This is a genomic window from Actinoplanes sp. NPDC051494, from assembly GCF_044454705.1.
Taxonomy (GTDB): domain Bacteria; phylum Actinomycetota; class Actinomycetes; order Mycobacteriales; family Micromonosporaceae; genus Actinoplanes.
On record NZ_JBITDZ010000004.1, the window covers coordinates 428,262 to 440,563 of the forward strand.

Here is a 12,302-nt window from a genome sequence, read left to right on the forward strand (position 1 = left end):
AAGCCTCGTTGTCACAGGGTGACGACGATTTTCCCCTGGGTGTGGCCGAGCTCGGCCTCCCGGTGCGCCTCGGCGATCCGGTCCAGCGGGTACGTCGCGGCGAGGTACGGCGCGTAGCCGCCACGAGCACCCAGCGCGGCACCCTCGGCGAGCACTGTGGAGTCGTTCTCCGCGTAGTAGTGCCGCACGCCCAGCTCGGCCGCGCGGGCCGCGTCGGCGACGGTCACCACGCGGTCCGCGCTGCCGGTGATGGCGACGAGGTCGGCGAGCGAACCGGAGGCGGCCGCGTCGAGCGCCAGATCCACCCCGCCGGGCGCGAGCTCGCGGACCCGCCCGGCCAGTCCTTCACCGTACGTCGTGGGCACCGCGCCGAGGCCGCGCAGGAACGCGTGCTTGCCCTCGCTCGCGGTGCCGATGACCACCGCGCCACGGGCCACCGCCATGGCCACGGCGGCACTGCCGACCCCACCCGCGGCGGCCTCGATCAGCAGGGTACGGCCGGAGAGGTCGCCGAGCGCGTCGAGCCCCCGGCCCGCGGTGGCGACGGCGAGCCCGGCCCCGGCGGCCTGTTCCAGGGTCCACGGGTCCGGCACCGGCGCCCAGGCGGTCAGCGTGGCGTACTCCGCCGAAGCGCCGAAGAGGCCGCCCAGCCCGAAAACGCGATCACCCACAGTGACGCCGGTGACGTCCGGTCCGACCTCGTCCACCACTCCGGCGGCGTCGCGACCGGGGATGGCCGGGAACGCGACCGGGAACGCGGCCCGGCCGGCACCGGAGCGCAGTTTCCAGTCGACCGGGTTGACGCTGGCTGCGGTTACCTTGATGCGGATCTCGCCGGGCCCGGCATGGGGCTCCGGGACGTCCTCGACGGCGAGCACGTCGGCCGAGCCGTAGTCGTGGTAGCGGGCAGCACGCATGGGAACTCCTCGGTGGCGAATTACTTCCTGCGGAAAGTAACTTACGGTAAATTACTTTCCGCGGCAAGCGTCTCGCGGATCACGTGCTAGCGTCTCGGCTGTGGGAGCGGACGAGCAGCCGGGAGCGGAGCTGGCACCGGACCAGGCCCAGACGTGGGAGTCGATGCTGGCGGTGCTGCTGTGGCTGCCCGCGGCCCTGGAGACCCGGCTCAAGCAGCAGGGGCTGAGCCACCCCGAGTTCCTGATCCTGTGGTGCCTGACCCAGCACCGGGACCGCGCGCACACCATGAGCTCGCTCGCCGAGCTCTCCCGGCTCACCCCGTCGCACCTGTCGCGCATCGCCGCGCGGCTGGAGAAGCAGGGCTGGCTCGTCCGCGGGACCGACCCCGCGGACGCCCGCTACACCATCGCCTCGCTCACCGAGGCGGGGACGCGCAAGTACGCCGAGGCGTCGCCGGGCTACCACGCGACGCTCCAGGAGCACCTGTTCGGCCGGCTGACCGCCGAGCAGGCCCAGCAACTCGGCGGGATCACCGCCCGGATCGCGCGCTCCCTCGACCCGCGCGCCCACTGAGGACGAAGCCCCTGGCTAGGATTGCGGCGTGCTGTTCCGGGTGCTGGGACCGATCGAGCTCCCCGCGGTCCTCGCCGCCAAGCCCCGGGTCGTCGCCCTGCTGCTGCTGACCGGTGGCAACCGTCCGGTGTCGCTCGACGCGTTCGTCGACGAGCTCTGGCCACGGCACCCGCCGGTCTCCGCGGTGGCCAACATCCGCACCTACCTCTCCCGGCTGCGCCAGGAGTTCCCCGGGCGGATCAGCTCCGGCGGCGGGGGTTACCGGTTCGAGGTCGGGCCCGGCGAGCTCGACCTGGCCGAGTTCACCGCGCTGGTCGCCGCCGGGCGCGCGGACGCCGACCACCGGCCGGCCCAGGCGCGGGAGAGCCTGCGGGCCGCGCTCGAGCTGTGGCGGGGGCAGCCGTTCATGGGCGAGACGGTCGGGCCGGTGCTGCAGGCACGGGCCGCCGCCGCGCAGGACGACTACCTCGCCGCCGTCGAGCTGCACAGTGAACTGCTCATGCGCGACGGCGACCCGGCCACGGCCCAGCGGCTGCTGCGCGACACCGTGGACGGCAACCCGCTGCGGGAACGCCTCCGCAGCCTGCTCATGCTGGCGATCTACCAGGGCGGGGACCCGGCCGGAGCGCTCCAGGCGTACCAGCAGGCGCGCTCGGCGCTCGCCGCGGAGCTGGGCATCGACCCCGGCCCCGAGCTGTCCGCGATCCACCAGGCCGTGCTGCGCCGCGACAGCCGTCTGCTGACCGCGGGGGCGGGTGACGGCAACCGTCCCGCACCGCCGTTCCAGCTGCCCCCGACGGTGGCCGACTTCGTGGGGCGCGAGGACGAGATCGACCACCTGACGACGTTGCTGCGACGGCCGGTGCCGGTGCCGGGCGCCGGTGTGACAGCGGTGATCAGCGGGATGGCCGGCGCCGGCAAGAGCACCCTGGCGACGCGCGCCGGGCACGAGGTCGCCGAGCTGTTCCCCGACGGTTGCCTCTATGCCGATCTGCGGCAGCCGGACGGCACCGCGACACCCCTGGGGCCGGTGCTGGGCCGTTTCCTGCGCGCGCTCGGCATACCCGACGAGGCACAGCCCCGTACCGGGCAGGAGCGCGCCGACCAGCTCCGGTCGCTGCTGGCCGGTCGCCGGGTGCTGATCGTCGCGGACAACGCCACCGAGGCCGATCAGGTGCGGCGGTTGATGCCGGGGCCGGGCAGCGCGCTGCTGGTGACGAGCCGGGCGCTGCTGACCGTGCCCGGGGCGCACCTGATCGAGCTGCGGCCACTGTCCACCGCGGCGGGGGTCGCCCTGCTCGACCGGATCGCCGGGGGCGGCGCGGTGGCCGCCGAGCCCGAGGCCGCGGCCGCCATCGCCGAGCTGTGCGGCGGCCTGCCACTGGGGATCCGGGCGGTCGGCATCCGGGCGGTCGGGATCCGGGCGGTCGGGATCCGGGCGGTCGGCATCCGGGCGGCGTCGCAGCCGGGCCCGGCGCTGGGGCACCTCGCGGCCCGACTCCGCGACGAACGCCAGCGACTCGACCGGCTCACCGTCGGCGACCTCGACATCCGGTCCAGCCTCGCGCTCAGCTACCGCCGGCTCGATCCCCCGGCGCTCGCCCTGCTGCGGACGGCGAGTGTGCTGCCGGTCCGGACGTTCGCCCCGTGGCTGCCCGCCGCCCTGCTGGGGATACCGGAGCCGGTGGCCTACTCGCTGGCCGAGCAGCTGTGCGACGCGCAGGTGCTCACCCGCACCGGCGCCGAGCGTTACGCCCTGCACGACCTGGTGCGGCTGTCCGCCGCCGAACAGCCCGGGCCGCCTGCCGGGGAGTTGCTCGCCGCCGCGGGAGAGGCGTTCCTGGCGGCCGCGCTCACGGCGAACCTGCGCCTGCCGGGCCGGCCGATGACACTTCCCGCACCGGTGTCACCCGAGCCCGGGGCCGGGGCGGCGCCGGTGGAGTGGTTCGAGACCGAGCTCGACAGCATCCGTACGCTCGTGGCGCCGTTGGTCGCGGCCGGGCGGGTCGAGCTCGCCGCGCGGCTCGCGACCGCCACCGTCAACTTCTGCGTGCTGCGCGGGCGGGTCGACGACTGGGCCGCCACGCACGACGTGCTCCCCGCGGATGCCGCCCTGCCGAACGGCACCGGCGCGCTGCTGGCGCTGAGCGTGGGCAGTCTGCACCGGTTCCGCGACGACAACCGGACGGCGCTACCGCATCTGCGCCGGGCGTACGAGCTGTACCGCACGGTGAACGACGCCGCCGGCATGGCCGGGGCCGCGCTGGGCTGGTCCGTCGCCGCACAGCAGCTCGGCCGGCGGGAGGAGGCGATCGCCGCCTACGGCCGGGCCACCGCGCTGCTGCCGATGCTCGACGGCACGCCCGCGCCCGGTTACGTCCACCTGGCGTTCCGGCAGCCGATCAGCTCCTCGCCCGAGGAGGAGTCCGCCGCGCTGAGCCGGGCCCTGGAGATCTTCGAGGCCACCGGCGACGCGTGGGGCGGCGCCGAGGCCCACACGTTCCTCGCCGACGGCTACCGGCGCCGGCAGCTGCCCGCGGTCGCGGCCCGGCACGCGCGGGCGGCGGTCGTCGCCTACACCGAGCTGCACGACCCGATGCAGCTCACGGTAGCCGAGATCGTGCTGGCCACCGTGTATCTGGAACTGGACTCCGTCGAGCACGCCCGGGCCCTCGCCACGCGCTGCCTCGCCCGGGCCACCCGGATCGGGCACCGGTGGGGCGTCGCGTCCGCCCGGCGGATCGCCGGGCGGATCGAACTGCTCGAGGGCCGGCCCACGGCGGCGGTGCCGTTGCTCACCGCCGCCATGGACGGCTATCGCGAGATGGGTCTCACCGACGCCGTCGAACTGACCCAGGCGCTACTGGCGGAAGCTCGTCACTGAGCCAGACCGGTGATGATCTGCCGGTAACGGGCGGCCGCGGACGGGTTCGTGTCCGCCGGGTACAGGTGCGACATCCAGACCTCCCGGTCGTTGAAGTACGACACGAACGCGATGGAGCCGGGCTTGGCGGCGTTCTTCGCCTTCAGCCAGTCGTAGACGTACGTCATGTACCTCGGGTTGTCGCCGCCGGAGTGGTGCTCCGCGATGTTGCTGGAGACGACACCGAACTCGCCGAGGGCGAACGGCAGACCCTTGGACTGGGCGAAGTCGTACCAGAAGTCCCAGCCGTAGGTCTTGGTGAAGTGATCCTTGGCGCTCGCGTCGGTGGAGAACGGCTCCCACCAGTCGTAGGAGTCGATGGCGATCACGTCGGCCTTGCCGGCCACGAACAGCGTACGAGGGTCGGCGACGGTGTCGTTGTCGCTGGTGCCCTCGTTCGGGTTGAACACGATCTTCAACCCGGGAGCGGCCTCGCGGATCAGGTCGACCGCGCGGACGTACTGGTTCTTCCACGTGGTCGCGTCGCGGGCGTGCGAGAAGCAGCAGTTCATCTCCCAGCCCAGGCGGACGTAGCCGTTCGGGTCGACCGCCGCGATCGACCGGGCCAGCTGCTTCCACTGGTCGTTCGTGCCCTTGTCGCCGTCGTCCGTCCACAGCGGCACCGACAGGATGAAGTCGTCGGTCGCCGCGTTGAACGCGTACTGGTCGGTTCCGGCCGGCACGCTGTTCGCCCACCAGGTGTTCAGCTGGAGCGGCCACGACGTACGGTCCGTGAACGCCACGACGTTGTCGACCGGGCGACCACGCCAGGAGGCGAAGCCCCGGGCCGCGGCGGGATCGTGATTGAACCAGCCGCCGTCCGACCAGGGCAGGCCGGAGCGGTGCGCACTCGTGGCCGGCGGCGGCGTGGTGCCGCCGGTACCGGTCACCAGCGCGCTGTCGAACGTGATCGACGCGCCACCGGTCGACGCCGGGTTGCGCCGGCTGGTCATGGTGAGCACCAGCGTGTGCGTACCCTGCGTGAGCACCGGCGACGTGTAGACCGCGACCGTCTCGGTCGTCGCGGTGGCGGCGTAGTAGTCCACGTCGGTCGCCGCGGCGCTGTCGATCCTCGCGGTCGCGATCATCGACCACGGCTCCTTCTGCCCGAACAGCGTGATCCGGGTGCCGGTGAACCGCACGGTGGCGGTGGAGCCGGCGGTCGAGGTCCACTTGAAGCTGTTGTCCGAGGCCACGCCACAGTTGCCGGAGCAGGCGCTCCAACCGCTGGAGAACGTGACCTGGCCGGTGCCCGTGCCCACCGCGGTGTCCTCGATGACGGTGTCGGCTGTCACGACCGGGACGTCCTCGGCCGTGACGGCGGCGCTGTCGAACGTGATCGACGAGCCGCCGGCCGACGCCGGGTTGCGCCGGCTGGTCATCGTGAGCACCAGCGTGTGCGTACCCTGTGTGAGCACCGGCGACGTGTAGACGTCGACGGTCTCCGTGGTCGCGGTGGCGGCGTAGAAGTCCACGTCCTTCGCCGCGCCGGTGTCGATCTTCGCGGTCGCGATGTTCGCCCACGGTTCCTTCAGGCCGTACAGCGTGATCTGCGTGCCGGTGAACCGGACCGTGGCCGTCGAGCCTGCGGTCGAGGTCCATGTGAAGCTGTTGTCCGAGGCTTTGGCGCAGTTGCCCGAGCAAGCGCCCCAACCAGCGGAGAACTCGACCTGCCCGGCCCCCGTACCCTGCGCGGTGTCCTCGATGGTCGTGACCGTGCTCGCCGCGACGGCGGGCGAGGCTGCGACAGCCCCGCTCACCGTGACGACCGCCGCGGCCAGACCGGCCAGGATCATACGTACTCTCACCTGTGGTGCCTTCCCTGCTGCCGGATGGTGACAACAGGAGGGTAAGGACCGGGCGTACAGCCGCCGTACATTTCCGGCGGACGGCTCAGCCGGCCGGATCCGCGCGGGGCAGGACACCGTTCAGGATGAGGTCGACCGTGCCGGCCATCTCCTCGGTGAGGTCGAACGGGGCCGGCTCCTCGCCGGCCCACGCGGTGAGGATGACGTAGTACGACGACGACAGGAGCAGCCCGACGCGGGCCGCGTTGACGGCCGGATCGATCTCGCCCCGCTGCTGGGCCAGGGCGACGATGCCGGCGAACTCGACGGCCAGCGGTGACCGCCGCCAGACGTCGGTCAGGGTCATCGACGCGATGATCACCGCGACGCTCTCGGGCCGGGACGCGTCGCTGAGCTCCCCCATCGCGGTGAAGTAGCGCACGAGGACGTCCCGTGCCGACGACTCCGGCCCGCCCTCGTAGGCGGCCCGGACCGCTTTCTCGCGCCGGCGGGTGGCCCATTCCTGCAGGAAGGCGGCCTTGCGCGGGAAGTGGTTGAACACCGTGGCCCGGGCGACGTCGGCGCGATCGGCGATGTCCTCCATCGTCGTGCCCTCGTACGTCTTCTCCACGAACAGCCCGATGGCCACGTCGTAGAGCTCGGCCCGGCGTCGTTCCCGCTGACGGGCGCGGCGGTCCGGCGATGGCGATCCGGGGTCACCGGGACCCGGGGTGTGGGCAGTCACCGCATGCTCTCTTCCCTGACGACGTCACGTGTGCTGTACTTACCGTCGTTGTACCGGAGTCCAACATTAGACTTTGGTTTGTTCTTGTACTTGAGATCACTCTATAACGCCGCCTCCGAGGAGCAGACCATGAGCCAGCACACGCCCCCCGACGTGGCCACCGGCACGTCATACCTGACCGTCGACGGCGGGCGGCTCGCCTACGAGGTGGCCGGCGAGGGACCGCTGGTCGTGCTGGCCCACGGCATGGGGCACAGCCGGGCGGCATACCGGTTCGTGGCACCGCGCCTGATCGCCGCCGGATACCGGGTCGCCGCGGCCGACCTGCGCGGCTGCGGCGAGTCGACCGCGGCGTGGCCGTCGTACACCCGTAGCGACATCGCCGGTGACCTGCTCGCGCTGATCCGTCACCTCGGCGGCCCGGCCACCCTGGTCGGCCACTCCATCTCCGGTGGCGCCGCCACCATCGCGGCCGCCCGGGAACCCGGCCTGCTCACCGGCATCGTCGAGATCGCGCCGTTCACCCGCGCACAGGCGATGCGACTGGGCGACTTCCGGTCCCGGTCCTACCGCCGGGGCGCGTACCGGATGGCGGGCACCATGATGGGCAGCGTGTCGCAGTGGCTCGGCTACCTCGACCACGCCTACCCGGGCGCCAAGCCCGCCGACTGGGCCGGCCGGCAGGCCGGCATCGCGGCGGAGCTGCGCGAGCCCGGCCGGATGAAGGCGCTGCAGGCCATGCTCAAGACCTCACCGGCCGACGCGGGAGCACAGCTGACCGGCGTCCGCTGCCCGGCCCTGATCATCGAGGGTTCGCTTGACCCGGACTGGACCGACCCGCGGGCCGAGGGCGAGGCGATCGTCGCCGCGCTGCCGGCGGGCATCGGCGAACTCGCCATGATCGACGGCGCCGGGCACTACCCGCACGACCAGTATCCCGACCGGACCGCGACGCTGATCCTCTCGTTCCTGCGGGCGCACGCCGATGTCTGAGCCCTCCCCCGGCGTGGTCACCGGCCGGCCCGCGATCTGGCTGCGGGTCGAGGCGTTCGCCGTCGCGGTGGCCGCCCTGGCCGTCTTCGCCACCACCGGGGAGCCCTGGTGGCTGATCCCCGCGCTGTTCCTCGTCCCGGACCTGTCCTGGCTCGCCTACCTGGCGGGCCCGAAAGCCGGCGCCTGGTTCTACAACCTCATGCACTCCGCGCCGCTGCCCCTGGCCCTGCTGCTCGCCGGATACCACTGGGACCGCGACGCCCTGATCGTCGCCGGCGTCGTCGGCCTGTTCCACATCGGGCTCGATCGCGTCCTGAGGTACGGCCTCAAGTACGACCACAGCTTCGCCCTGACCCACCTCGGCGTCCACGGCCCCGACAGAGCGGGTGACTCGATCCACGACCAGCACGACGGGGTCAGGAGAACCACGCGAGCAACTGCTGGGCCAGCAGCACGAGGTTGAGACCGCTGAGCACCGCGACCACGGCCGCCATGCCGGCGGTCATGGTCCTGGTGTTCACGTGGTCACCCATGAGGTCTCGGCGGCTGGTCAGCCACAGCAGGGCCCCGAGGGCGAACGGGATTCCGAACGACAGGGTCACCTGGCTCAGTACCAGCGCCTTGGTGGGGTCGAGGCCCGACATGAGCAGCACGACGGCCGGGGTCATGGTGATGGCGCGGCGCAGCCAGGTCGCGATGCGCAAGTTCAGGAAACCGTCCATGATGATCTGACCGGCCGCGGTGCCGACGCTGGACGAGGAGATGCCCGAGGCCAGCAGCGCGGCCGCGAAGGCGAGTGCGACGCTGCCGCCGATGGTCTCGGCGAACCGGTGGTGGACCTCGTCGAGCCCGATCGCGGGGGTGCCGGGACCGGCATAGAAGATCTTGGCGGCGATGGCCAGCATGCTGAGGTTGACGAGTCCCGCGATGCCCATCGCGATGCCGATGTCGATCCGGGCGAAGTGCAGCATCCTCTTGCGGCAGGTATCGCCGGCCACGCCGACCCGGTTGCTCGTCAGCCCGGAGTGCAGATAGATGGCGTGCGGCATGACGGTGGCGCCGATGATGCCGACCGCGAGCAGCAGGGTGTCGTCACCGGCGAAGTTCGGGACCAGGCCGCCCAGCACGCCGGTGGCGGACGGCGGGATCCGCAGGGTGGTGTACACGAATCCGGCGCAGATGAGGGCGAGCATCGCACCGACGGCCAGTTCGAAAGGCCGGTGCCCGCGCCGCTGGAAAGCCAGGATCACGAATGCCAGCACGGCGGTGACGACCGCGGCGAGCGGCAGTGGCATGCCGAAAAGCAGATTGAGGCCGATGGCGGCGCCGACGAACTCGGCCAGGTCGGTGGCCATGGCGACGATCTCGGCCTGCCCCCACATGACCCATCGGCTACGACGGCCCATCGTGGCGCGGCACAACTGGGGCAGGCTCTGGCCGGTCACGATGCCGAGCTTGGCCGCGAGGTACTGGATGGGCATGGCGACGACGTTCGCGAGCACCACCACCCACACGAGCCGGTAGCCCGTACTGGAACCGGCGGCGAAGTTGGTGGCGAAGTTGCCGGGGTCGAGATAGGCGATCGCCGCGACGAACGCCGGTCCCAGCGCCGTCGCGATACGAAGGTTCTTCGCCCCCGGGGTGAGCCGCCCGGGGAGGGGTCCCGTGATCAGCGGCGTTGGTGATGTCCGGGTCACGTAGTTGTCCTCCTCGGGCGGGCGATGGGGCAGGCGCTGCCGGTACGCCGTCAGCCGCTGACCCGGACGTCGCCGTTGAGGCCCTTGGGGTAGAAACCGCCCTTGCTGACCTTGCCGGGGTTCAGGTACACGATGTTGAGCACCTGGCCGGGCGTACGGCTGTAAGCGATCCCGCTCTTGTTGGTCGGGTTGATGTTGGCCCGTCCGTTGACGAGGATGCCCTGGTCGAGTTCCGTCTTGCCGTCGAGCGAGTCGCGCGCGGCGGACAGCTTCTCCACGGCCGGTGCCAGGTCTTTCTCGAACAATGAGGTACGGATCGTCGCCGCGTGATATGCCTCGACGGCGAGAATGCCGGCCGCAGCCTCCAGGTACGTCTTGTTGCTGATCAACGGCGCGGCGCCCTTATACGCGGTGACCCCGACATCCTCGAACAGGTACGCCGCCAGCAGGAAGTTGTTCTCGTTGGCGTACGGGTCGAACGTCTCGGTCGCACCGATGAGCCCGGCCGCGCGGGCGGCGGCGGTGAAACTGTCGCGGAGGTCGATCGTGGGACGCGACACCGCTGCCTTGCCCAGCGCGCCACGCAGGAAGTTGACGTGTGCGCGCTCGTCGTTGGCGATCTCCTGGGCGTACTGCTTGATCGCCGGGGTATCGAACTTCACCGCCCGGCCGCCGGTTACCCCGCCCCGGGTGCCTTTTCCGGTGGTGAAGCTGTCCGCCAGGCCCTCCCCGTTCACGGCGTGCAGGTAGAACTCCGCCTCGAGGTATTCCAGGTTCAGCGCGAAGTTGAGCACCGCCCCGTCGCTCGGGGCGGCCGCCGCGGCGGCTTCCTGTTCCGCCGCGGCGGCTTCCTGTTCCGGCGCGGCGACAGCCGGGGAGGCGAGCACACTGCCGCCGACCACCCCGAGCCCGAGCGCGCCGGCGCTCTGCAGGAAACGGCGGCGGTCGGAGCTGTTCTCGGCGCTGCGGCCGATCAGTTCCTTGACGAAGGTCTTTCCGAACACGGTGAACTCCCTGACGGGTAGAAGATTGCGAGCGTCCGCGGTGGACCCGTTCGGCGGGCGGACTGCGACGCGGTGCGGGTCAGCGGATCTGCCGCTCGACGAGGTCGTCGGGCCACCGAGGACGTACCGGGACAGCCGGTAGTGCCGGGTGGGCGGCGTGCGGCGGGTCGGCCAGCCAAACATAACCACGCTGCGGGCCCACCCTGGGCCGAATCTGAAAATTGCGTGCTATTGCCAGCCGGAGGCAGTTTCAGCCGGCGTCGAGCCGCCAGCGGACCCAGTGCGTGCTGTGACCGACGGCCTCGGCGAGCCGCACGAGGGACCATCCTGCGTTGCGCCGCGCGCACAGCCAGCCGTGCAGGTCATCGGTGCCGAGCCGGGCGGCGGCGATACGCTCGGCGGTCACGGCACGCGAGCGCCGGCCCGCCACGGTGTTGACACCGGTCAGGCGCACGGCGATGCCGGCCTCGTCGAGAGCGGCACGAAGGCGCGCCCGCCCCAGACCGGTGGCTGCGGCCAGGGATTCCAGGGAGGCACCGGAGGGGTACGCACAGCGCAGATAGTCGTCGAGGGTCTCGTGACCTAGGCGAGCCAGGCGGTCCCGCAGCTTGTGCGCGCGGCGCGCGGCGACGGTGTCGCGGCCGGCCTGCAACGCTGCCCGGCGCCGGGCGACGCGCTGCGGCGGCTCGTCATCGTCGCGGGGCGGCGCCCCGGCGTGAGCTTCGCGCAGGAGAGCGGACCCCTGCGCGAACGTCTCGCGCAGTTGCTCGTCCCGGTGGTAACGGCCGGCTTGGCGCTGCCGGATCGCCGTGGACAGCGTTGCGGCGGTGAGCGGTTCCCGGACGCACAGTCCCATGGCGGCTCGGTAGGTCTGAGCGGTATGGCCGTGCACTCGCACATGCGAGCCCAGCGATGTGAACCAGCGCCCGCACAGGTGGCAGCACAGCCGGCCGGTGGCGTCCTCGACGGTCAGCTCGCCGGGCCGCGCGTGCAGACCGGTGCCGTCCGCCAGTTGCCACAGATGGCCGTGCGTCGCCCGCATACCGGGAACCATAGTGCGACCGGACTACTGTTGCCATAACTTGGCAACAAGCTCACCCTCGCGCTGCCCAGCCCGGTTTGGTCAGGCGCAATCGACGCAGCGGCCGGTCAGGGTCACGCTGTCGCGGTCGAACTGGAACCCGGTGACCGCTCCCGCCGCGGTCAGCAGCCGGGCGACCGCGGTCGCCGGGATCTCCGACTGCAGGCCGCAGCCGCCGCAGATGGCGTGGTGGTGCGGCTCGTCGGCGAGGCCGTAGCGCGCCTCGCCGGGCTGGCCGAGGGTGTGGACCACGCCTTCGTCGGCCAGGGTGAGCAGGGCCCGGTAGACCGTGGACGGGTCGATCTGCGGGTACTGCCGGGCGATGATCTCGTGGATCCGCTGCGGCGACAGGTGCCCCGGGCCGGCGAGCAGCGCTTCGACGATGGCGCCCTTGGCGATGGTCCAGCGACGGCCGCCGGCGCGGATCTGGTCGCGGATGGCGTCCACGCGGACGCGGTCATCGGTGTCGAGCACCCGGCAACCCTACTACCGGCGGGAGCGCGGTGGCCCGAACTACGTCCAGGCGAAAGCGGCAAGGGCGTTCGAGATAGGTGAACCTAACCCGGCAGGGCCATCCGGCG

Annotated in this window: 11 protein-coding genes; 4 read left to right on the forward strand and 7 right to left on the reverse strand. The window is 71.9% G+C overall.

The window, feature by feature from the left end; genetic code table 11:
• Positions 1-11: 11 nt before the first annotated feature.
• Positions 12-917: an NADP-dependent oxidoreductase gene (locus ACIA6A_RS18625; protein WP_396098912.1), complete on the reverse strand. Its 906-nt coding sequence runs from the start codon at positions 915-917 to the stop codon at positions 12-14.
• 100 nt (positions 918-1,017) lie between these two features.
• Between ACIA6A_RS18625 and ACIA6A_RS18630 the strand changes: the two genes are divergently transcribed.
• Both ACIA6A_RS18630 and ACIA6A_RS18635 read left to right on the forward strand, forming a co-directional pair.
• The gene (locus tag ACIA6A_RS18630; protein WP_396098913.1) at positions 1,018-1,491 is read left to right on the forward strand and encodes a MarR family winged helix-turn-helix transcriptional regulator; all 474 of its coding nucleotides are present in this window, start codon (positions 1,018-1,020) and stop codon (positions 1,489-1,491) included.
• 28 nt (positions 1,492-1,519) lie between these two features.
• On the forward strand, positions 1,520-4,375 hold the full coding sequence (locus ACIA6A_RS18635; protein ID WP_396098914.1) for a BTAD domain-containing putative transcriptional regulator: 2,856 nt from the start codon (positions 1,520-1,522) through the stop codon (positions 4,373-4,375).
• Here the strand turns inward: ACIA6A_RS18635 and ACIA6A_RS18640 are convergent.
• On the reverse strand, positions 4,369-6,222 hold the full coding sequence (locus tag ACIA6A_RS18640) for a cellulase family glycosylhydrolase (protein WP_396098915.1): 1,854 nt from the start codon (positions 6,220-6,222) through the stop codon (positions 4,369-4,371). The two genes, ACIA6A_RS18635 and ACIA6A_RS18640, sit on opposite strands and share 7 nt — an antisense overlap.
• Before the next feature lie 85 nt (positions 6,223-6,307).
• Positions 6,308-6,946: a TetR/AcrR family transcriptional regulator gene (locus tag ACIA6A_RS18645; RefSeq protein WP_396098916.1), complete on the reverse strand. Its 639-nt coding sequence runs from the start codon at positions 6,944-6,946 to the stop codon at positions 6,308-6,310.
• 129 nt (positions 6,947-7,075) lie between these two features.
• Between ACIA6A_RS18645 and ACIA6A_RS18650 the strand changes: the two genes are divergently transcribed.
• Positions 7,076-7,939: an alpha/beta fold hydrolase gene (locus tag ACIA6A_RS18650; protein ID WP_396098917.1), complete on the forward strand. Its 864-nt coding sequence runs from the start codon at positions 7,076-7,078 to the stop codon at positions 7,937-7,939.
• Complete coding sequence (locus ACIA6A_RS18655) at positions 7,932-8,402, forward strand: DUF4260 domain-containing protein (protein WP_396098918.1); 471 nt, start codon at positions 7,932-7,934, stop codon at positions 8,400-8,402. The genes ACIA6A_RS18650 and ACIA6A_RS18655 overlap by 8 nt, the downstream gene beginning before the upstream one ends.
• On the opposite strand, the gene ACIA6A_RS18660 is transcribed toward ACIA6A_RS18655, so the two are convergent.
• The 4 genes from ACIA6A_RS18660 to ACIA6A_RS18675 all read right to left on the reverse strand — a co-directional run bounded on the left by ACIA6A_RS18660 (position 8,356) and on the right by ACIA6A_RS18675 (position 12,195).
• The gene (locus ACIA6A_RS18660) at positions 8,356-9,636 is read right to left on the reverse strand and encodes an Nramp family divalent metal transporter (protein WP_396098919.1); all 1,281 of its coding nucleotides are present in this window, start codon (positions 9,634-9,636) and stop codon (positions 8,356-8,358) included. The two genes, ACIA6A_RS18655 and ACIA6A_RS18660, sit on opposite strands and share 47 nt — an antisense overlap.
• 50 nt (positions 9,637-9,686) lie before the next feature.
• Positions 9,687-10,640 carry a ferritin-like domain-containing protein gene (locus ACIA6A_RS18665; RefSeq protein WP_396098920.1) on the reverse strand — a complete coding sequence of 318 codons (954 nt, stop codon included), beginning with the start codon at positions 10,638-10,640 and terminating at the stop codon, positions 9,687-9,689.
• Positions 10,641-10,890: 250 nt separating this feature from the next.
• Positions 10,891-11,682, reverse strand: a complete 792-nt coding sequence (locus ACIA6A_RS18670) for a hypothetical protein (protein WP_396098921.1) — start codon at positions 11,680-11,682, stop codon at positions 10,891-10,893.
• 81 nt (positions 11,683-11,763) lie between these two features.
• Positions 11,764-12,195: a Fur family transcriptional regulator gene (locus ACIA6A_RS18675; protein ID WP_396098922.1), complete on the reverse strand. Its 432-nt coding sequence runs from the start codon at positions 12,193-12,195 to the stop codon at positions 11,764-11,766.
• Positions 12,196-12,302 lie beyond the last annotated feature (107 nt).

Bases quoted from the DNA above. Each gene is read 5' to 3' on its own strand.
- ACIA6A_RS18625 (WP_396098912.1), bottom strand. From the start codon at position 917: ATGCGTGCTGCCCGCTACCACGACTACGGCTCGGCCGACGTGCTCGCC.
- ACIA6A_RS18650 (WP_396098917.1), top strand. From the start codon at position 7,076: ATGAGCCAGCACACGCCCCCCGACGTGGCCACCGGCACGTCATACCTG.
- ACIA6A_RS18655 (WP_396098918.1), top strand. From the start codon at position 7,932: ATGTCTGAGCCCTCCCCCGGCGTGGTCACCGGCCGGCCCGCGATCTGG.
- ACIA6A_RS18670 (WP_396098921.1), bottom strand. From the start codon at position 11,682: ATGCGGGCGACGCACGGCCATCTGTGGCAACTGGCGGACGGCACCGGT.